The sequence below is a fragment of the Enterococcus sp. AZ103 genome, assembly GCF_051714685.1.
Lineage (GTDB): Bacteria > Bacillota > Bacilli > Lactobacillales > Enterococcaceae > Enterococcus_A > Enterococcus_A alishanensis.
In genome coordinates, this window is record NZ_JBIOSI010000001.1 from 2,093,874 (window position 1) to 2,117,156 (window position 23,283).

At 31.6% G+C, this 23,283-nt stretch carries 16 protein-coding genes; 15 read left to right on the forward strand and 1 reads right to left on the reverse strand.

Going from position 1 to position 23,283, the window contains the following annotated elements; all coding sequences use genetic code 11:
* Window positions 1-12 precede the first annotated feature (12 nt).
* The 7 genes from ID741_RS10605 (at window position 13) to ID741_RS10635 (ending at window position 8,397) form a co-directional block, all read left to right on the forward strand.
* Window positions 13-348, forward strand: a complete 336-nt coding sequence (locus ID741_RS10605) for a nucleotide pyrophosphohydrolase (RefSeq protein WP_438719953.1) — start codon at window positions 13-15, stop codon at window positions 346-348.
* A gap of 50 nt (window positions 349-398) precedes the next feature.
* Entirely contained in the window at window positions 399-2,141 is a 1,743-nt protein-coding gene (locus ID741_RS10610) for a DNA/RNA helicase domain-containing protein (protein ID WP_438719954.1), read from the forward strand.
* A 97-nt stretch (window positions 2,142-2,238) separates the two neighbouring features.
* A complete protein-coding gene (locus tag ID741_RS10615) occupies window positions 2,239-2,604 on the forward strand; it encodes a hypothetical protein (protein WP_438719955.1) in 366 nt (121 codons plus the stop codon).
* 340 nt (window positions 2,605-2,944) lie between these two features.
* Window positions 2,945-4,816 (forward strand): ATP-dependent nuclease, encoded by a 1,872-nt coding sequence (locus tag ID741_RS10620; protein ID WP_438719956.1) that lies wholly within the window; start codon window positions 2,945-2,947, stop codon window positions 4,814-4,816.
* The gene (locus ID741_RS10625; protein ID WP_438719957.1) at window positions 4,813-6,621 is read left to right on the forward strand and encodes an ATP-dependent helicase; all 1,809 of its coding nucleotides are present in this window, start codon (window positions 4,813-4,815) and stop codon (window positions 6,619-6,621) included. Before ID741_RS10620 ends, ID741_RS10625 begins: the two co-directional genes overlap by 4 nt.
* Window positions 6,622-7,057: 436 nt before the next feature.
* Window positions 7,058-7,249 carry a DUF3173 domain-containing protein gene (locus ID741_RS10630; protein WP_438719958.1) on the forward strand — a complete coding sequence of 64 codons (192 nt, stop codon included), beginning with the start codon at window positions 7,058-7,060 and terminating at the stop codon, window positions 7,247-7,249.
* Window positions 7,249-8,397, forward strand: a complete 1,149-nt coding sequence (locus ID741_RS10635) for a tyrosine-type recombinase/integrase (protein ID WP_438719959.1) — start codon at window positions 7,249-7,251, stop codon at window positions 8,395-8,397. The genes ID741_RS10630 and ID741_RS10635 overlap by 1 nt, the downstream gene beginning before the upstream one ends.
* A gap of 723 nt (window positions 8,398-9,120) precedes the next feature.
* On the opposite strand, the gene ID741_RS10640 is transcribed toward ID741_RS10635, so the two are convergent.
* The gene (locus ID741_RS10640) at window positions 9,121-11,211 is read right to left on the reverse strand and encodes an Ig-like domain-containing protein (protein ID WP_438719960.1); all 2,091 of its coding nucleotides are present in this window, start codon (window positions 11,209-11,211) and stop codon (window positions 9,121-9,123) included.
* Between the two features lie 1,291 nt (window positions 11,212-12,502).
* Between ID741_RS10640 and ID741_RS10645 the strand changes: the two genes are divergently transcribed.
* The 8 genes from ID741_RS10645 to ID741_RS10680 all read left to right on the forward strand — a co-directional run bounded on the left by ID741_RS10645 (window position 12,503) and on the right by ID741_RS10680 (window position 22,794).
* Window positions 12,503-13,924 carry an Ig-like domain-containing protein gene (locus ID741_RS10645; protein WP_438719961.1) on the forward strand — a complete coding sequence of 474 codons (1,422 nt, stop codon included), beginning with the start codon at window positions 12,503-12,505 and terminating at the stop codon, window positions 13,922-13,924.
* A 199-nt stretch (window positions 13,925-14,123) separates the two neighbouring features.
* Complete coding sequence (locus ID741_RS10650; protein ID WP_438719962.1) at window positions 14,124-16,223, forward strand: Ig-like domain-containing protein; 2,100 nt, start codon at window positions 14,124-14,126, stop codon at window positions 16,221-16,223.
* A gap of 266 nt (window positions 16,224-16,489) precedes the next feature.
* Window positions 16,490-16,807, forward strand: coding sequence for a PTS cellobiose transporter subunit IIB (locus ID741_RS10655; RefSeq protein WP_218325151.1), 318 nt, complete (start codon window positions 16,490-16,492; stop codon window positions 16,805-16,807).
* 12 nt (window positions 16,808-16,819) lie between these two features.
* Window positions 16,820-18,841, forward strand: coding sequence for a BglG family transcription antiterminator (locus tag ID741_RS10660; RefSeq protein ID WP_438719963.1), 2,022 nt, complete (start codon window positions 16,820-16,822; stop codon window positions 18,839-18,841).
* 10 nt (window positions 18,842-18,851) lie between these two features.
* Window positions 18,852-19,172, forward strand: a complete 321-nt coding sequence (locus ID741_RS10665; RefSeq protein WP_218325153.1) for a PTS cellobiose transporter subunit IIA — start codon at window positions 18,852-18,854, stop codon at window positions 19,170-19,172.
* A 9-nt stretch (window positions 19,173-19,181) separates the two neighbouring features.
* Window positions 19,182-19,688: a hypothetical protein gene (locus tag ID741_RS10670; RefSeq protein WP_438719964.1), complete on the forward strand. Its 507-nt coding sequence runs from the start codon at window positions 19,182-19,184 to the stop codon at window positions 19,686-19,688.
* Window positions 19,689-19,706: 18 nt separating this feature from the next.
* Complete coding sequence (celB, locus tag ID741_RS10675) at window positions 19,707-21,050, forward strand: PTS cellobiose transporter subunit IIC (RefSeq protein WP_438719965.1); 1,344 nt, start codon at window positions 19,707-19,709, stop codon at window positions 21,048-21,050.
* Window positions 21,051-21,108: 58 nt separating this feature from the next.
* The gene (locus ID741_RS10680; protein ID WP_438719966.1) at window positions 21,109-22,794 is read left to right on the forward strand and encodes an adhesive domain-containing protein; all 1,686 of its coding nucleotides are present in this window, start codon (window positions 21,109-21,111) and stop codon (window positions 22,792-22,794) included.
* The last annotated feature ends 489 nt before the right edge of the window (window positions 22,795-23,283 follow it).

Sequence of the window (23,283 nt, forward strand, 5' to 3'; positions counted from 1 at the left end):
GTGGGTTCAATTATGTCAGAGATTCAAGAATTAACGGATTTAATTAATAAATTTCGTGATGAGAGAGACTGGCGGCAATTTCATAATGAAAAGGATTTAGCTATTTCGATTTCTTTGGAAGCTAGTGAACTGTTAGAGCTATTCCAATGGAAAACAGCAGAAGAGGGAACTGAGAATCTGCTTGATCTAAAGGATGAGTTAGCCGATGTTTTAATTTATTCTTTTATGTTGGCAGATAATTTAAATTTGGACATCGAGCAAGTAGTAAAAGAAAAACTAAATAAAAATCAGCAGAAATATCCAATCAGTAAGAGTAAAGGATCAAAAACGAAATATACTAACTTCTAATTATTTGGTTTAGAGTAGAGAAAATTTGATTATATTAAGGTGGTTATCGGATGGCGAAATATGTCTGTGTTATGTTGGATGTGGAAGGAACAACACTTGTTGGCTTTAATCAATTACGGAAAGTACAACAAGAAAAATTAAAAAAAGGGGATATTATTTATATCTATAGAAGTACGAAGTCCAATAAAGTGTATATCGGTCAATCAAAACATTTTAAAACTAGACATGAGCAACATTATAACGGGGCTGAAGAAAAGTTTAATGATGCAAACTTTGATCAAGTTATCATACTTTTTTCTGCGCTGTTCAATGGCTCTGCTCTGAATGACGTTGAGAATCAGCTTATCACTTATTTTTTAGCTGATAATTCTAAATCAAGAGGAAATTTAGTTGAGTATGAAACCAGTGAAGTAATCAATCTTACTAAGGGGAACGACACGAATAGTTATAAAGAACGTGAGGCTATTGCTACTGAAGTTGTTCTACCTTTTTGGGAGGAGCTATATAGCAAAGGTTGGGTAAAAACACCTACTATTGATGAACTTAGAAATCAAGCTTTGGTTAAATATAGTCCGATAAAGGAATTGACCCAACAACAAATGGATCTTATCAATGAAATACTTGCAAACCAAGAAAATAACTTTGTAATCAATGGAGATGCTGGAACGGGAAAAACGGTTCTATTGACGCATTTGGTTGCAAAATTTTTGGATGAGCAATCTGATAAAACTATTGCTGTAGTTGTACAACCAAATTGGATTAAGACAGCTCAAGAAATTTTCAAAGTATATGGTATGAATGGAAAAAATCTTACTGTAGCAACCTCTACTCAATTGATTAATCAGAATAAGGACTTTGATGTAGTGGTTGTTGATGAGTCTCATAAGTTATCACGAAAATACGCTAAACAAATGGCTTCGTTTAATAATGTATACAAAGGTAGATTCAACTCAGATGATAATCACCTAGAGCCTCTGAAAAAGATTGGTAAGCAACTTATTCTGATGTACGATGTTTTACAAGCAATTCGACCAGCGAATATGACTCGAGAGCAGTTTAGTAGAGCTACAGAAAATTTCGAAAAGAAATATCTGACTACACAATTTCGAATTCAAGCTCCTGAAGGTAAATCGTATACTTCAGATGACTATATAAATGGTATTAAATACTTACTATATAAAGATACCGACTTATTATCAGAAACCAATTATAATCCTAATTTTGACCGGTCAGTATTTTGCGATAGGGATATAGATGCCTATTTCGGATTTTTTGAAGATAACCCTCTAGCTAATTTATTTGATTGGGTAGAAGATGACAGAAATTATCATAGTGATCATGTCAATAGAGTCTTGGGGGGATTGGTTGAACCTTGGAAACAATCAGATGGGAAGGATCCAGAGATTACCCATTGGCACGAAGGGAATCTTCACAAACGATGGAATTCTACGCAAGAGAATTGGATTAATTCGAAGGACCCCGATGCAGAGGATCAAGTTGGATCAGTTTTTGCTGTACAAGGAATTGACTTGAATAAGGTCGGGGTATTGATTGGAGATGATTTACAAGTCGATGAGTCAGGACGTCTTTTTGGTAATCCCGATAATTTTCACAATGTAAATGGTAAATTTTCAAAGAATGATGCTAATCCGGAAAACCAAAATGAATTTACGCTATTTGTATTGAACATCTATTATATCTTGCTAACCAGGGGAATTGATGGCGTGCGAATTGGTTTTTGGAAGAATGAATCATTTAAGGATTATATGAGAGATACACTTCAAATTGAATAAGAGGATATAATATATCATTTTTTAAACAAAATTAGAGTTGTTGATTAAGTGATTCAAGGCATCAGTAGGACCAAAACATATGACGGAGGGAAATAACATGGGAAATTTAGGTTGGTATCAATTAATAACAACTTTAGCAAAAAAAGTTGGTGGACCAAAAGTATTATTAGGGCTGGTGGCTGCGGGCGGTTACGTAATAATTAGAACTGCAGAAGCGGGAGGGAAGAAAGTTGTTAAATTGGTTAAAAAAAAGAGGGAATCAAAAATAGAAGAAACTAGTTTGACAACTTTCATTTTTACAGAGACCGGTGTTGGCGATGGTGGGCTTAAATATTTCGAAGGAGAATCTTTTTTTGTAGCAGCAACTCATAATGATGTAATCTTGATTGAAAAAGAAAACGATAAAGATAATCCATATTTTGTTAGTGGAGATTGGTTGAAAAAAGTTAGCACATATATGTAAATGAGATATTCGAGCTTTCAGAGTAGGAATCATAAAGTAATTATTTTTTTGATCAACTATAGAAATAGCTCTTGCTAAAGATATAGAAGATAAATTCTAAAAGATTGCTCCAAACTAGAGAAATCTAATGAACTTACGTTTCACACCGGTTAAATCTTTTGAGATAATCAAAGCTTATAATTGTTTTATGTATCGGTGTGAGAGGAATTTAGTGATACACTCTTATATGACACAGAAAAATACTAATATAACAATAAATTGTGTATGTAATGATAGGGTGTATGCTTTCAAAACAGGAGTAACTGGAATTTTACAGGAATATTTTTGAGGAGTGTTATTTATGGATGTTTGTGTGAAAGAGTTGAGAATTAGAAATTATAAATGTTATGAAAGTGTAGATATTAATCTAAATGAATCTAATTTACTGCTGGGAGTCAACAATGTAGGTAAAACTTCTTTGCTAGAAGCATTAGAATTATGTTTTATTCAATATAAGAGAATAAATGAAGATTTTGTTTTTGTTAAACAAAACGAAATACTTTCCAAAGATAAAATAATAATATTGGATGTATTGATTGAATCGGAAGATGAAGACTTTAATGATAAATGGTTTGATTTATTTGGTGAGCTTATCTTTAATGAGAATGATAAACAATATGTAGGGATAAGAACAACAATAAAATACAATTATATAAAGGGGGATTATGAAATCGAAAGAAAAGGAATGAATAATTGGCCAGAGTCTTCAAAGGTTGAATCGTTCGAAAATTTTAGTACGCAAAGGGTTACTAAAAATTTGCTAGAAGCATTTCCTATTTTTTATTTAGATGCAAAAAGAGATATTGTATCTGAAATGGGTGATAAGTTTTCATATTTTGGAAAGCTAGTAAAAGATATTAAACTTTCAGATGAAGATTTAGAAAATATGGAACGTCATTTGAATGAAATTAACGATAATATTGTAGAGAATAGTGAGGTACTCAAACATTTATCTAGTAGCTTGAATGAAATTAGTCAAGTTCTAGATTCGGGAGAAGGTTCTGTACAAATAAATCCTGTTAGTAGACGAATAAAAGATTTAAATCAGGGAATGGAAATACGTTTCACAGATAAAAATTCTGAATCTTTCTCAATTGCCAATCAGGGGATGGGAACTAGGAGTTGGGCAACGTTTTTAACTTTATCAGCGTATATAAAATCGAAGACTAGTGAAATGAATATAGAGGAAGCTGCATTTCACCCTATTCTCCTATTAGAAGAACCTGAAGCTCACTTACATCCACAAGCGCAAAGAAAAATTTATAATCAAATGAACAATTTGCAAGGACAAAAGATAATTAGTACACATTCACCTATAATTGCTTCTCAAGCAAATATTGATGAAATTATTCATGTTTATAAAAAAGATGATCATTCAAATATTAATCATATCTTAGTTGATCATTTAACTAAAAGCGAGATTAGAAAAATTAAGGAAGAAGTATTTAAAACTCGTGGAGATGTATTGTTTGCAGATGTATTGATACTGTGTGAAGGAGAAACTGAAGATCAAGTACTACCTCTTTTTTTTAAAGAGTATTTCGGTTGTGAACCTTTTGAATTAGGAGTAAATATACTGAGTGTTGGAGGTTTTGGAAAATATAAACCATTTCTTAGGGTAGCAAAAGATTTAGATATTGATTTATTCATTTTGAGTGATGGTGAAAAAAATGTAGTTAGAGATTTGAAAAAGCATTATAGGGAAATCTATAGAATTGAGGACGATGATGTTATTGGTAAAAGAGTCAAATTTTTACCGGAAGAGAATGATTTTGAAAAATATCTAATAAATGAAGGATATGTTGTCGAATTGCTAAAAGTTATTGATGTAATAGAAGGTACAGATAATTATTTGAATTTATTTATACAAAATAAAAATGGTACAAAGAAGAAAAGACAAGCAACAGAAAAAGTATGTTCAAAATGTAACCAAAAAATATTTGATGCTCCTATAAGGGATTACAATGGGGAAAAAGGATTTCAAGAAGCACTTCTTGATTATTTATCAGGAAAGAAAACAGAATATTCATCATTGATAGGAGATACTATTCTTGAACGCAATAATAAAACAAAAATACCAAAAATTATTCAAGACTTATTTTTTGAAATTTCAAAAATAAAACATTTACCGGTTACACCGCTATTTCAGTCACATGAGGAGGAGCAAGTATGAATTTAACTAAAGATCAGCAAAAAATTGTAGATTATATCGATGGCCCCATACTAGTTACTGCAGGACCCGGTAGCGGAAAGACAAGAGTTTTAACACAAAGAATTGCAAATATTATAAGATTAAGAAAAGGAAAAGTATTGGCGTTAACGTTTAGTAATAAAGCAGCCGAAGAAATATCTGAGAGAGTAAAAAAACAAATAGCTGCAGATAGCCATGAAAGAATAAAGGTAGAAACAATTCATAGTTTCTGCTTAGATTTAGTTTTAAATAGGGGAAACCAGATTGGATTAGATCCAAACTTATCAGTTATAGAGGATGTAAGTGATAAGCTTGAAATGTTAAGAAGAGCATTTCTTAATTCAAAAATGGTAATACCAGAAGAAAAAAAATTACGTGAAGAATTACGAATTATTGAAGAAAATAAGAAGAACTTTTTGTATCCTGAGAATCTTACTACTAGTGATGATTTTCGTGATATTTTTGAGACATACAATAATTTATTAAAGTCTAATAGAATGCTTGATTTTAATGATATTTTATATTATTCATATAGAATTTTATTGGATGTACCATCGGTGGCAAAAAATTATACTAGGCTTTACAAGTATATTTTAATAGACGAGTCACAGGACTTAAATAGTACACAATACAGGATAATTAAAGCATTAACCCCAAACTTTGAAAATTTAATGATGGTGGGGGATTCAGCACAATCTATTTATGGATTCAATGGGTCAGATAGTAGAATTATGACTGAAATGTTTGTCGATGATTATAATCCAGAAGTGTTTTCATTAATAGAAAATTTTAGATCAACTTCAAAAATTATCGAGGCAGCTAGTAGAATACAACCAGATTCAAGATCATCGTCTGTTTATCCACTAGAGGGAGAACTTCAAGTGTTATCTTTCGAGAATGAAATTGCAGAAGCACAGTGGGTCAGACAAAAAATTCAACATCTTTTAGAATTTGGAAGTGAGTGGGTTGAAAATGATATAAAACCAGAAGATATTGCTATTATCGGAAGAAATAGATATTTATTTTCAAAATTAGAAGAAGAATTTATTGATAATAAAATTGAATTTTCATTTGGGGGAATAAATTCCAATATAGAATGTGAAACAATAGAAATGAAAATATTTGAACTTGGGATGAGAGTATTGGTCAATCCCTTTGATGATTTACATTATCGACAATTAAACAAGTATCTTTTAAGAGAAAATAAAGAAAAAAATTTTTTAGTAGATTTGTTAACAAATATCGAAGTCAACTCAACTGAAGTTGATAAGATTGTTTTCAAATCAGTCATTACAGCTTGGAATATATTATCAAATAATCAAGAAAACTTTATTAAAGCCTTAGATGAGATGAAGAATACTGTTTACGAAGGAGAGTTTAGTGAAGAGTTTAAGTTTTTATTTCAAGGAGATGTTGATTTATGGAAAGGACGCTGGACTAGGTATGTCAAACAGTCTGTAAGAGGAGACCGAAGTTTATCATATTTTAGAAATCAAGTATCTCTGGGTAAATTAGATATTGATAGTGGTTCTGGTGTTTCATTTTTAACTGTCCACATGTCCAAAGGACTAGAATTTGAGATAGTTTTCATAGTTGGGATGGTAAATGGTACATTCCCTGATTATAGAGTGAGGACCAGTGTCCAAGAGAAAGAGGAATTGAATAATATGTTTGTCGCATTAACAAGAGCTAAAAGAGAATGTTATTTAACATATCCATTAATGAAAAAAATGCCTTGGGGAAGTAATAAAATTCAAGTGAAATCTAAATATTTAGATAGAATTTAAAAATGATTTTTTATTCAAATTGGAGTAAATTAAGCGGTGGTTTATTTAGTATATTTCTAGAGGAAGCAACTTTCTTTCAATGAGAGTTGCTTTTTTGTATTCCCAATTGTCTTTATTAGTGTAAAGAAAAATGACCTTTGAAAATTGAATGCAATAATCTATCAGTACTTTCCATTTGCAGGGAGCATTTCCTAATTACGCCATGATGAGTAATCGGAGCGATAAATAATTGAGAGAAGAATTGTCGAATTCGAGCTATGATCTGCAAATGTAATAATGATACTTCCGTAATCAAATTGGCTCGCCATCACTGGGGAGAGGTGAAAATCCTATGTGCTTTTTGACATGAGCAGCTGATAGATAAATAAATGTTCTTTATAATATGTAACTTATGTTTTTTCGTGAGACGCTGACATAGGAAAGAGAAGGCGGTAGAATGAAGACAGCCACTCGGCAAGATATTATCAAGTTGGGATTTTCACGGTATTACGCTGACAAGATCTTCAGGGAATGCAAAGCTCTTTTGGTCACTAAAGGGTATTCTTTTTATCGTAATAACAAGATTAAAAGGATACCCGTGAGTGTCATTGAAGAGGTCTTACACATTTCTTGGGAGGATGAATACTGATGAGAAGAGTTGCAAATGTGTACAAAGATGAGAAGAGAGGAACGTGGTATTTTTCATTAACTTTGGGTTATGACCGTTTCGGAAAAAGAATTCAACCCACTAGAAGAGGATTTAAATCACAAAAAGAAGCAAAGGATGCGATGGAGGAATTAAAAAAGAACTACTCTGATTCTCAAGAGATTTATTTACAAGGAATTACTTTTCGTGAGTTTTATAAGAAGTATTTTTTTCCATGGTATAAACTTGGAACGATTGAGAAAACCTACGTAAAAACCGATAAGACTTTAAAACGTGCTTTAGCTTATTTTGGAAAAATGCAAATGGAAAAAATTCGACCGATTCATATTCAAGAGTTTCAACAATTTCTTGTTCAAGAATGTTCTGTCACGAATAAAGAAGGAGAAATACGTCCACTATCGAATAATTATATTAAACAGATTTTTAATAAGTTACGGATTATTTTTAAACGTGCGGTGGTTTTGGAAGTCATTGATGAGAATCCGGTAGACACCATTGGGAAAATCAGAACCCAGCGATCGGTTGTGGCATTTTGGACTGTTGATGAATTTAAGAAAGTATACAATTGTTCATATCGCTGTGATTTCCAAGAAGAATTTTATAAACGAATGATGCGCTTTTTATTCGTGACTGGACTAAGAAGTGAAGAACTTTTTGCGCTACAATGGCCAGATATTGATTTTCGTAAAGGAACTTGTAGTGTGAGTAAATCACTCTACATTCGAACAAGAACGGATTATGATTTCTCAGATACTAAGAATACTTCAAGTATCCGAACGATTACTCTAGACATGCAAACGATAGAAGACTTAAGGGAATGGAAAGAGTCTCAAAAAACAATTGGGGATGACTTGGGTTTTATTTTTACCTTTGATGGTTTACCTCCATCTCCAAAGACATTTTTAGGTCGAGTAAAAAAATTAGCTGAAGTAGCTGGTGTCAAACCGATTCACTTACATGGATTACGGCATTCTCATGTGGCATTTTTGATTGAACATAATAACAATATCTATGCCGTTTCAAAGCGTTTGGGACATTCTTCTGTTAAGACAACTTTAGATAAATATGGGCATCTTTATCCCGATACCAACCAAACTTTAGCAGATGAATTTACCAAATTTGAAGTGTAATTTTTTTTACGATTTATTGCTGTCAAATTACTGTCACGAGCCGTTTTTAGCCGATTTTTGAATTTTCGATGTTGATATACCGGGCTTTAGAGGCTAGTTGTCGGAATCGAAAATGGATGAGGATCAACCGAAGAAATAAAATTTTTAAAATGAAAATCCTATTAAATCAGCTTTTTTAAGTTACTAAAAAATGAATAAATGTTTTTAAATTGACTTAATGCTGTCGATTCAGCTGTCGCTAGCATTAGGTTGTAACAAAAATGAACATTTTCGTGTTGGGGTTTTTATTTTCATAAGGTACGAGTAGAGCATCTTCTTTTGGAGATGCTCTTTTTTTCTTTACTAAATCAGAAGGAACAGCTAAATAGTAGGGAAATAAATATTCAAAAGGATAAAAATTAGCTAAAATAACAAATATCAATTGTTTAACAATAGCAAAATATGATTGACGGATAACCAATACTTCAGATGAAAAAACCGTCTTATTAATACATTGTAAATTAAGACAGATATATATAATAAAGATAAAATTATTGAATTATCCAGTAACTGTTCTTTCTGGTCGAGGTTAATTAGATGTATCTTTTTTTAAAAATATCCACTACTGACACTGTCTTTTTAAAGAATTTAAATACATAAAAAAACTGTAGACTTTATCCAAATTTTGGATTTTTGCCTACAGTCTGGAATAGACTATCGATAACTCGTTTCTTCTTTTACAAATTATTTTCCATAAAAAGCAACACCTTCATTTTGCCAATCAAGTCTTAATAAATGATCTCTTTCTTCTACATTACTGGTGTAATGATGATTGAAAGCCGTCTGATTTTTATTATAGACACGATAAATTGGTTGTCCATTACTCTCGGCAGAATAAAAAGCTATACCCTCTTGACGCCACCCGATATTACCTAGTTGATTGTATTCATCTTTGTTGGCAGTATAAAAATGCTCTCCAGAATTTGGATTGTACAAACGCCAAACCTCTTTTCCTGAAGTGGGTGTCATCCATGCATTTTTTTCGTCATGCCAGCCTATAGAAATCAAATGATTTTTTTCTTTTGTTGATAAAGTATAAAAATGTTCCCCAGTGTTTGGATTATACAAACGGTAAAGATTTTGACCATTGCTGGTAATTTTTACAGTTATCTCTTTTTTTATTTCTTCATTGAAAAGAATAGTCAAAATATAATCACCAGTCGCCGTATTTTCTTGAGTATCAATCAAGCCTGTTTCATCAATTGTTGCACTCGGATTATTTGTTAAATCAGCTGTTTTTGATACTAATTGATACTTAATTTGATTCGTAATCCAAGAATCAGTGATTGGTTTCTGATTGCCATCTAGAATTTCTGAGTTAATGGATAATTGATTACCTTGACTAATTTCAAGTTCGTTGTTAAGAATACTAATTTTTTCCGGTCGCGGATGACTGATGATTGTTACAGTAGGTTGAAGATTTTTTGGATTCTTGATAGTCACATCTGAATTTTCAATTTCACCAGTAAAAGTATACTTTCCAGGGACTTTTTCATCATAATTTTTTGTATCCCATTTTGAAACGGATACTTCTTGTTGACGACCATCATCTAAAGTCATAGTAACGTTTTTTGGTAAATTCAATGTATCTACGGTTTGACCAGTTAAGATATGTTGTTCAGTTTGATTGAAAGAACTGATATTTCTGCTAAGCACTTTGTCTAAAAATGCTTGTAAAGTCTGCGTATATAATTCTGGATCTGCTTCGTAAGAGGCCGCGTGCTCAGCTCCTTCGACTGTTAATAATTCTTTGTATCCTTGACTTTTTGCATATAATTCTTCAGCAACACTGACGGGTGTCCCTGTATCTGCGCGACCATGAATGAAAAGTTTTGGAATGCTATTTTGTAAACTATCAATCGGTGCAATTTCCTCCAGCCTAAATCCTAAAAGTGCTTTCGTTCGTCTACTTACTTGTTCCGCTAATTGTTCAGGGTCAATAAAATCTAAGAATGGAAATTGCTCAAAAACTTCATCAAAACCACTAGTATCACCGTTGAATAAAACATCATATCCGCTGTCTTCGATATAAGCTGCTACATTTGGGTGAGGATTTTTTTGTGACATCATTGTTACAGAAGCACCCATTGATAGTCCCATCAGAATAATTCTTTGATCTGAACTAGTTTGATTTACTTCGTTATCAATCCATAGATTCAAGTCATCTTGTTCATAATAACCAAATGACAAATATTTCCCTTCACTGCCATTCAATCCTCGACTGGAGATAATCAAAACATTGAAGCCGTCTTCCGCAAAAATTTTAGCTTGTCGGATTAAATCATTCCAGTTTGCTCTGTAGCCATGATGCAAAATGGCTGTGGTATCAGATTTGTTATCAATGTAACGACCAGTCAATTTGATTGGATGTGTTACCTGATTGCCTGAACTATCGTGATAAGTTTCAGTTGTTTCAATCGTTCTGATACTAATATTGTCTAAGCTTTGATACCAATTTTTGGTATACCAATCACGACTCCCTTCCTCTGGATTTTCTGAAATCTCAATATTTTCATTAAAGTTTAAAATTGGATTATCTGCTAAAAAAACAAAATTTATCACTAAGTCAATAAGTGCATCAGGCAATTGTCCATCTGCCGTTAAAGGCACGTTGTCACCTTTTACTCCGGCTTGCTCTAATTCTTGCTTCAATTCATTCATTTTTTGTTCTGAATTCACATCTGCTTTTTCCTCAGCAAAAGTCTGACTACTGTACGCTGTTTGTAAACTTAAAAAACAACATGCAATCAGCAATAAACCAATATTTCTTTTCATCAAATCTACTCCTTACACTATATTTAATATAAACATAACATATAATAGTATTTTTAGGATGATAAAATTCTCTATTAGAAAAAGATTATTTACTTAAGATGTTAATATAATTGTATTTTCATGTAAATGTTAGTGTATGTAATAAAATTAAATACTTTAAACTATAAAGATTATTATTAATGTATTTATCTTTAACTTGAATTTCTCCGAATTAGTGACTTGAGAAAATATGAAAATGAATATAGGCTAGAGCAATTTATAGTTTAGACAATCGCGAATATTGAGCATAGTAAATCTGTATTCTGAGATGGAATAAAAGAATGTTTTAAATTATTAGAGACGGTACTGTCCCTCAAAAGTTAGATTTTTGGTCTAACTTCTAAGGGGCTTTTTAGACTGGTATAGTCAGGCCTTTTTTAGTTTTTTGAATTTAATACGAACGATGAAATTTCAAAGTATATTTAGCACTGAGTTCAAAAAATAATCTAAACATATGCGAACTGCTACTGTTTTTCAAAAATATACCGCATTGCAGTGGAAAAAGGTTCTATTCATTTTGAGAACGTTCTCCAATATACTTTTTATTAGAGAAAAGATATTAACTAAAATCTATCGATAGACAATAGTATTAAGTGAGAAGGTGATCTTATGAATAATATGATTTAAATATGTAAAGTAAAAACGATGATGTTAGTACTAGAGGTAATAAAAGAATGGTGTTACTAAGTTTGCAAATATGGGTGAATCATTAATAAGAGTGTCGCAAACTAATCTGAATTTCAATATGGTTACTTACTTATAGAGTAGTGGGTATGCAAATGCACTTAAAAAATTAGTATATGTCATTAATTATTTTGTAATGTTTTTACTTAATAGTAAATAAATTAAGTCAGTTAGAAAACTGATTTTAGGTTAGATCTCAGTATTCAGAAAGACTATCTATCTAAATAATCAAATTCTACAACTATATTTATGGTTGAATCGATGAATTTATCCAGTAGGAGATATGGAATATCTATGTGAGTATCAATTACAAAGAAAAATAATAGTCGTTAGACCATTCATGAACAATAGCAGAATCAAAACTCGGAATTCCATAAAGAAGGAAAAAGATTTTAGAGATTTTTATAATAAATAAAATGAACTATTTTAAATTTACTTAAATAATCATTAAAAAAATTGTAGCATATTCTAAATAAAATAACTAATGTTATTTAAAAGGCGATTCATTAATATACAAATTATTTGAGAGTTTTGTTTTAATAAAAAAATTGAAGGAGAAGGCTAATAAATGAAAAAAACAGGAATAATACTAGTTTTGTTAGGCAATCTATTTTTTTCCCCGCCTCATACATTAGCTGAGGCGACGATTCAAACTAACGAACAGCCATTAAGAAATAATATTCAAGTAGAGCGGGATGAACCAGATTTTAGTAGTCAAAAAGAAATGATAGATATTATCGAAGAGGAGATGAATAATACTGAAGAATCAAACAATCAGAAATTACCAGATATAGTAGCTAATATCATATTCAGAATGACATTTGAAGCGAATATCCCAATACTAAATCTAAAGGATGATCTAATTGTTACAGATGATTCAGAAGTAGGAAGTTTTGATTGGTACACGATGAATTGGTATGATCAGCTGGATAATACTAGTGATCGATATATTACAGCTAATGAAACTTATCAAGATATACATGGGGATGAAATAAATAGACCAATTAAGCTTCGGAGTAGATATATCGATAATGGTTCAGATACAACTGTTTTAATAAATCATGGTTGGCGAACACCATGGAATAAATTGATCAAACCAGCCAAATTTTTTTCTGATGAAGGTTACAATGTCATGATGATTTCTAATCGAGCGCTTAATGGAAGTGGAGGAAAATATTTTACTTTTGGTTATAGTGAACAATCTGATTTGAACCAATGGATTGAAGATGAGGTAACGAGAACTGCACCAAATCAAAAAATTGTACTAATGGGGGTATCGATGGGGGCATCAGTAGTGATGATGTCACAAAATAATCCCCATCCCAATGTGGCTGCTTATATTGAGGATTGTGGATTTGCCACATTAAGGGATGAAATTAAACATGTCTACGCAGGGTTTACTGAGCTAATCCCGTCATTGAAAAAAATTAGTGGTGATACCGTTGTGGAACAAATCAGTCAAAGAACAGAAATGATATTAGGATTTAGTATTGATCAAATTGCTCCTGTTGATGCTTTAAGTATCAATCAAACCCCTAAGTTATTTGTTCATGGAGGATCAGATGATTTTATTCCATTGAGTGCAGTTGAACAGATGTATGACACTAGTATTGGTCCCAAAGAAAAATTGATTGTTGCAGGTGCTGGACATGGTGATTCTTACAATGTTAATCCACTATTGTATCAACAAACTGTCCAAAGATTTTTACAAGATATTCTCCATAAAAAAATTGTATCGTTTGATGTTCATGAACATCAGGTTCCTGTGGGAACCGCTGTAGAAAACTTAAACTTACCAGAGGAAATTACTGTAATTCTGAATGATGGGAGCCTAGAAGCCGTTAAAGTATCCAATTGGGAAGCCATTCATTATGATGACACTCAAGTCGGTAGCTACACCTTTAGTGGAACATTGGAAATAGAAAATCAAAATATTATTAATTCAGATTATTTGAAGCCAGTTTTAACTGTTGTGTCTCAAGAAAATTAAGTGGATAATATTTTTTCTAAAATATTTCTATGAGTAGGTTATAAGATAAACAATATTTTACTGTTTAATATAAATTGATGCTTTGACCTTTTAAACTATTTTTATTGTTTCTAAGACAAATGAAAAGTCTGCTTTGTAATTTGAAGTTTATTTATTATTTTTATGAAGTTAAAAATAAATTATGGAGGTTAGATTTATAATGAAAAAAGTTGTTCTACTATGTGCTGCTTGTTTGGGAGTTTCTTTAATTGGAATACCGATTGATGCTAAAGAAACAGCTCAAGGTCAAGAAATAACTGGAGAAGAAGTTAGATCATTGGTATCCCAAAGTGACTCACCTGATTTTAAATCAAAATTTAAAGAGACACTAGAAAAAGAACTAATACAAAAGGGGGTCAGTAATCCTGAAGAACTGTTGTCATCAAATAAACCATTGCCAGATTCCGTAATTGATATCGCTTTCAATATTATGTTTAACACAAATATTCCTTTAATGAATATGAATGACGATTTAATAGTTAGTGGAGACCCTGAAGAAGGATCTGCGGAATGGTATGTTACAAGTTGGTACAATCATTTGGAAAACACAAGTTATCGTTATATTAATGCAAATGAAACTTATCGAGATATTCGAGGGAATGAAGTGAGTCATCCGATTAAACTACGTAGTAGATATATTGACCATGGAGCTGATAAAACAGCAATATTGTATCATGGATATCGAGCGAATTGGTTTGATACGATTAGACAAGCGAAATTCTTTTCTGATGAAGGATATAATGTATTAATGGTAGCTAGTCGTGCTTTGAATGGAAGTGAAGGTAAATATATCACCTTTGGTTATTATGAACAAGATGATTTAAATCAATGGATTTCTGATGAAGTTGCTCAAACAAATCCCAATCAAAAAATTGTTTTACAAGGAATATCAATGGGGGCTGCCACAACAATGATGTCACAGACTACTCCTCATCCTAATGTTTTTGCTTATATTGAAGATTGTGGATATAAGGGGTTGGTATCTGAAGATGCAGGGGAGTTTGTTTCGGCAATTTTTGGTCAGTTTAATCAGAAAACTGAAGAGAGACTTGGTTTTAATTTAAATCAAATTAGTCCTCTTAATAGTGTTTCAAAAAATGAGTTACCTAAATTATTTATCATTGGCAGTGAAGATACGGAAAATAATGTAATTGGGACAGACGATCTATTTAATGCAAGTGCTGGATATAAAGAGAAGCTCGTTGTGGAAGGCGCGGGTCATGGACAAGCATTTGAGACGGATCCTGAATTATATCAAAGAACAATGCGTAATTTCTTAAAGGTTGCTTTGAAGCAAAATATCAGCTCTTTTGAATTACCTGATTATCATACTTCCACAGGTCTTTCTGTTAATGAATTAGACTTACCAACTGAAGTGAATACCAAGTTAGAAGATGGAACTCAAGTTTCTGTACCAGTATCAAATTGGGAAATGATTCATTATGATGAAAACAAGGCGGGTAATTATACCTTTAGTGGCACAGTTGAAGAGGTAGATGGGGTAGATAATTTGAATAATCTTAGGCCCACATTAAATGTGATTACACATCCTATTCTTAAAAAAATTGAGATTCTCAATAAAAATATGGAATTGCAGCAAGGAAACGAACTTCAAATTAATGTACAGTTAACTGATGAAAATAATCAGGTTATCAATGATGATTGGGTAAGAAATCAGGTTCAGTATAAGGTGGAATTTGACTCTGCAAATACAACCAATAATCACAATGTATCGGTTGACGAAAATGGGGTTATTAACACTGAAGCAAACACTGCTGTGGGAACTTATAAAGTTACTGCCTATAGTGGTGAAGTATCTACATCAACTAGTTTAGAAGTTAAGAAAAATCAAGAGAATTTTAACTTGTATCGATTATATAATGAAAGTAGTGGAGAGCATTTCTATACCTTGTCAAACGATGAGAGAAGTAATCTAATTTCATATGGCTGGACTGATGAGGGTGTCTCGTGGATAACTTCGGAGTCTGGAAATCCGGTTTGGAGAGCCTATAATCCTAATACGGGAGAACATATTTATACTGCTAATTTAGCTGAATATGAAAATCTATACTCCAAAAATTGGGTGAAAGAGGGGCATGCATTTTATTCAATGAATACTTCTGAAGGGATACCGATTTATCGACTATATAATAAACAAAAAGCTTCTTTTAATCATCACTATACAAAAAGCTTAGAAGAAAAGAAATGGCTAATTGAGAATGGATGGTATGATGAAGGAATTGTATTTTACGGTAACTAATAATAATAATTGATACGAATAATAAGTAGAGCAGAGAAATCTGCTCTTTTTTTGTATTGGTAGGAAAGATCGGACTTATTAAAATTTAGTTATTAAGGCATCTTTAGTAAAAAAATACATTATCAATGCGGTAATAGTCTATATTCATTTATTATCTTTTATAATATATAATCAAATCATAAATATATGATTTATGCATAAGTTAGTCTTCGAATATATAGTTTATATTATTTTTTCAAATCATCAAAGAAGAAGGAGGTAGTTTTATGAAAAAAGCATTAATTATTTGTGCAGGAGGAATGTCTTCTTCTGTAATTGCAAAAAAGGTAACGAAAGAATTGAAAAATATGGGAAATGATATTGAAGTGACTGCAACATCCCAGTCTCAAGGAACAACAACAATTAATAAAGATGAATTTGAATTATATCTAGTAAGCCCGCAAACTAAAATGTTTTTTGCTAGTTTAGAAAAAGCGGCCAGTAAATATGGCAAACCTGCTATTAATATACCCCCGCAAGCATACATTCCTGTACCCACGGGGATACAAAAATTAGCTCAATTAATTACAGAGAATATTGAATAAGGATTGATTACTATGTTGAGTAAACGGGAATTTCAAATTTTAAAATTGCTTGTAGAACAAATAGGTCATTACTTAACTAGTCAAGATATTGCATTATCTCTTGAAGTCTCTGGCCGCACAGTTCGAAAATACTTACATTTGTTGGAAGATACATTAAAAAAAGAACAAGTTGCAGAAATAAAAGCAAAACAAGGAAGTGGTTATAAAATAATTATTCGTGATAAAAAGAAATTCAGTAATTTCTGTTTACGGGAGATTGAACAAGAAGCAAAAGCACAGGTTTTAGGTAACGTATCTATAGCAAATGATAGACAATATTATATTTTGAATCGTTTGTTCTTTGAACAAAGTAATATCTATGTTGATGATATTGCAGAGGAATTATTTGTCTCTCGCTCAACAATTTCTAACGAATTAGCGGAAATAAAAAGATTGTTATCTCCTTATGATATTGAGTTGCAGAGTAAGAATAATCAAGGAATTTATATCGTTGGGCAAGAGAAAAACATACGTCATTTTATAATGAGTTTCTTTTTTATGGACCGCTTACAAGATAATATGTTTGCATTTTCTATTTACGCAAATTTATTACAAGGAATTAATATTGAGGGAATTGTAATGATTGTTTTGGACGAATGTCGTAAATCGGGGCTCAAGTTATCTGATTTTATTGTTTATAATTTGGTTTTACATATCGGTTTGGCGATAAAAAGAATTCATGATGGATTTGAAATTGATGTATCTTTGGAGTCTTATTTAGATTTTAACTCTATCGAATACAAAACAGCTCTTAAAATAATTTCTCGGATTGAAGAATCTGATCAAATACATTTTCCCAAACAAGAAGCAGAATTTATTACTATGCATTTAAAAAGTCGCGTGACAGGGCGATCTGCTCTTCACAAAGAATATTTTGATGAAGTTGAAATAAGAGAACAACTGTTAAGATCCTTAGTAGATATTGATCAAATAGGCGCTTTTGACTTGACTAAAGATGAAATACTCATTGAAGGATTGATGGTTCATTTCTTACCATTACTAACACGTCTTCAGAATCAGATAAAAATAGAGAATCCTTTAACCAGTGAAATCAAAAGTCAATATGCAGATTTATTCACTCTCACTGTTAAACAGCTTTCACAAATGCCGATTTTTACAAAATATGAAATAACAGACAGTGAGTGGGCGTATATAGTTATTCATGTCATTGCAGCAGTGGAGCGATTTTATAATCATAGAAAAGCCAGAGTCATAGTTATTTGTACGACAGGACTTGGGAGCGCACAACTGATTCGAAATCGCTTAGAGCGAGAATTCGGAAGTAAAATATCGATTGAAAAAGTTATTAGTTACTATGAAGTTGCTAATCAAGATTTATCTAAAATTGATTTAATTATTTCTTCAATTAATTTAGGAAATATCACACTTAATCGTCCTATTCTTGAAGTTAGTGTTTTCTTGAATGAGGAGGATATACAAAAAATCAACCAGGCATTAGCTGATTTAAAAATTATGGAGCAGAAAACGGCAATCACTAATGTTATCCAAGAAGATATTTCAGAGAAAATTGTTCTGTTGAAAAAATGTTTTAAGCCAGAATTATTCTATTGCTTAACAGGAAAACCAGATAAAGAACAAGTTTTATCGAAATTAGTTCATGGTATTGAATCAATCGAAAATAGATCAATTGCTGAAATATTTTTCAAACAAATAAAATTACGAGAATCGTATAGTTCGGTAGTATTTTCAAATTATTTGGCTGTTCCTCACCCGATTGAAGCTGTCACTAATAAAGCCTATGTAGCAGTTGCTGTTGTTCCTGAAGGTGTGATTTGGGATGGGAAATATGATGGAATTCAGCTGGTCTTTCTGCTGTCACCAGATAAGTTGCAGCAATTTGAGATAGAAAAGGTGAGTCAGCTTTTGATTTTGATTATGGAAGATGACCAACTGCGAAAGCAATTAAGTCAATGTGAAAGTTTTGAGAGTTTCATCGATACGTTTATTAGAGGAATAGAAAAATCTAATAATTAAGGGGAAAAAAATGGACAATGAAAAATTACAAGAAATTGCCTTTAAAATCATTTTAAGCAGTGGAGATGCAAGAACGCTAATACATGAAGCATTTAAAGCAATGCGAGAAAAAAATTTTAAGATGGCTCATCAATATATTGATGACGTGAACGAGGCTTTAATTGAGGCTCACAAGGTTCAAACGAGTCTCTTACAAAAATATGCAGAAGGTAAAAAAATTGAATTAGAAATAATTATGGTACACGCTCAAGATCATTTAATGACTACAATGACGTTAAAAGAGGTAGCGATAGAAATGTTATACCTTTACAAAGAAGTAGCGGAGAAATGAGGTGTGACGATGGAGAAGCAAAAAATTCAATATCAAAAGAAAAAAATGATGCTTAAGAATTTTAGATTTAATCGTTTTTTACTTTTGAGATATGTTTTGGCACTGTTTTTCTTTTCAAATTTATATTGGGGATTAGCATTGTTTATGTCCAATCGGGTGTATTCATTAGTACCTTTTGGATTGTTAATATTTTCAATATTAGCAATTGTTGAACACGCTAAATTATATAGCTTTATTTCAGATAAGTTACACAATCAATTGGACAATCATTTACGATATAAAAAAATTCAAATATTGATTAATGTTATCCTGATTATTACACTACCTTTAAAAAAAATTCAATCGCAATTATTTCCATTTATGAATAGCAGCTTTTCTGTGAAAATTACTTTATGGTTGGTTTTTTTTGTTGGGATCACGCTATCTGTGATTGTGATCCAAATGATAAATAAAATATATACCCAAAAAGATAAGTATTATAAATATATTCAAATTATTGAAAAAAATAATGTATAGAAGGAGTGTGAAATCATTATGGAAGATTCAAGTAATAAGTTTTTTAGCTTTTTTGAAAAAACTTTGATGGAACCAATGGGGAAATTGGCACAATTCAAAATTGTTCGAGCTATCATGGGTGCCGGATTAAGTGCAATTCCTTTCACAATTGTTGGGTCAATGTTTTTGGTCTTTAATATTTTACCATTGACTTTTCCTTCTTTAGAAGGAATATTTAATGCAACATTTTTTAAAATCAGTGATTTATATATGCTAGCTAATAGTGCGACAATGGGCATATTAAGTTTGTACTTTTGTGTGGCTTTAGGCTATGAGTATACTAAAATTATTGCTGAAGAAGAAGAATTAAATATGACACCGATCAGTGGTGCCTTATTAGCGATGTTTGCTTTCTTTTTATCAATTCCACAACTGATAAATGACGGAGGACAAATTACTCGCTTAACGAATATAGATGATTTGATTATCAATGGTTGGGCGATGGGGAATGATGGTGTTACTCGATTAGGTACTATTGGTATTTTCACGGGAATTGTCATGGCTGTTATTGCTGTTCAATTGTATCGATTTTGTGTGACGAAGAACTGGGTAATTAAAATGCCAGATTCAGTTCCAGAAGGTGTTACTCGTGCCTTCACGGCGCTAATTCCAGCTTTTGTAGTAGCTTTTGTTGTTTTAATAATTATTGGGATTTTAACTGTTTTTAATACAGATATCTTCCAAATCATAGCGATACCATTTAGTTTTGTAACAAAATTAACTAATAGTTGGTTAGGTATAATTGCTATTTATTTTTTAGTCCACGCATTATGGTTAGTAGGAATTCATGGGGCTAATATAATTTTCCCGTTAATTTCACCAATTCTTTTAAGTAACTTATCGGCTAATACAGAAGGAGCACATATTCCACTAGCTGGAGAATTTAACAACGCTTTTGTAACTATAGGAGGATCAGGTGCAACCCTCGGTTTATGTTTATTTTTAGTATATATGGCAAAGTCTGAACAACTAAAAGTTTTAGGGAAAGCCTCACTAGTTCCTGTGTTTTTCAATATTAATGAGCCTTTGATTTTTGGTATTCCATTAATCTATAATCCTTATTTAGCTATTCCATTTTTCTTAGCACCCATGGCATCCGCTAGCATTGGATATTTTGCTATAAAACTTGAGATGATTCAACCAATTATTGCAAACATGCCTTGGCCATCCCCTGTTGGTATTGGTGCATTTATTAGTACTGGAGGAGATTGGAAAGCTGCTGTTGTAGCGCTTATTTGTGCATTAGTTGCATTTTTGATTTATTTACCTTTTGCTCGTTTCTATGATCAAAAATTAGTGAAACAAGAAAAAAGAGAAATGTAATGTAAATCGATATTATTCAACACAATGAATAATATTATTATGAATAGGAATGAAAAATATGAATAGAAAACTAAAAAGAATTATTGTTGCCTCGCTTTTTACAGGAATATTGGTGGGAACGGAAACAACAAATTTTTTGACTATTAATCAAGAGACGGCTCAAGCCGCGGTTATTGGTGGCAATATCAATGAAAAAACAATATTGACTACTGATTTTCAGCAGATTAAAAATATTTGTGCAAATTATGGACAATTCGTAGTAGAAAATTCAGCACTTGCAGAGTTTCAATTATTATTGAAAGGAAACAAAACGGCAGCTATTAAGATTCCTGATGAATTAAAAGGATATGTTTCACTAACAGCTGATGCACAAGTGACAGTACAAATGGGACTCGATTTATCAGAAAATGTAAAATTGATAAAGGATCTGCTGACTGAGTCAAATAAGGCATTAGTGACTTTATCACAACTAATTGATGATCAATCTTTACTTGGATTTAGCATTAATGCAGAGGAGGTTTATACAGCATTAGATGCTGTAAATCAGTTAGCGAATGTAGATTTGGTCCAATCTTCTTCAAAAGTTGTAATCAGTGATGATGGAGCAGTTCTGAATGCAGAGTTCAATGAAGCAACAGTAAAATTGTTAGCTACTAAAGTTTATGAAATTGTTTCCCACTTGAAGTCGGCAATTAGTACTTTTGAAATGCAAGGGGCATCTAGACCTGTGTTAGTTCCTGTAATAAATATTTCACTATTACCTGTAAAAATGATTGTAAATGCTTATTTGGATCAATTTCCTAATCAGATAAATATGGTGCCTGATTTTGTGAAATTGCTAGGTGATGCGGCAATTTTAAAATCTTCTAAAATAATTTTCCCTGTAAGTTTAAATCTCGACAAAAATTGGTTTAAAAATAATGCACCAAATGGACTTGTAACTGAAGTCTTTGCCTCAATAGATGAATCTAATCTAATTTCAATCAATCTTTTTGAGAAGCAGGGAAATAATACCATACCACTAGTTTTTTCTGATATTATTGCTCCAAACGTTCCAATTGTTAGTAATATTAATGCTGAAAAAGATGGATTTTCTTTTGACATAACTGCTGAATCAGGTTCTATTATTACTGTCTACAATAACGAAGATACAATACTTACAAGTTCAAATTCTGTCCCGGGAACAGTGGATGGTAAAACTGCAGGAAAAATTTCCTTGGATGTAAAAGCAGATCCTGGAAGTAAATTGGTTGTGAAATCAACAGATAAATCAGGAAATGAAAGTATGCCGTTAGAATTTTATTTACCAACTAAATCTGATAAAAATATTCCTTTATATCGTGCATATAATCCAAACTCAGGGGAGCATCTATATACAAAAGATAAAACTGAGTTAAACGATTTAATATCGAATGGTTGGATGGATGAAGATATCGCATGGATAACACCTTCTGAAGGTGTTATTGTGTATCGTTCATATAACCCAAATTCAGGGGAGCACTTTTACACAAAAGATTTAGATGAATTTGAGAGAATTATAGAACAAGGTTGGGAAAATGAAGGGATTGGCTTTTATTCAAACATTGACAAAGACCAAAATAATTCTATTTATCGAGTATTTAATCCTAATGCTAGTGGTCCTGGATCACATCACTTTACTAGTTCTATAGAAGAGAGGAACAATCTTATACTAAGGGGCTGGACTGACGAAAAAGAAGCTTTTTATAGTATTATCGAAAATTAATTTTCAGTCATTATTATAAAAAGTAGATATAAATAATTATATTTATAAATTAATGTGTTTCAATGGAGTTAATGGTGATAATGATAGATCAATATATTTTTAAATGAAAAATATTACTTCCCTTAATTTTTAGATCAGTGTTAATCCAAAAATTTTTTTGGATAAAAGTTGATTTTAGCAACGAGTCAAATTCTACCTTTGTAATTCTTTAAAATATGATTGAATCATTTATTATTGATTAACTTTTGAGAATAAATTCTAGCAATTAATTTTGTTAGAGGAGGCTGTAGACAAATTTTTGTCTGCAGCCTTTTCATTTATTGGTCCTAAAAAGCCGAGTTTCGTATGGACTTTGCTTAAAATAAAAAAACATATGCTGTGCAGGTAGAAACCATTGGTTATACAAAAAATATCATTCTTACAACTCAAATATTATACGACATACAAAATGGATGAGTGAATATCACATTATTTTTACTTCAAGATTAG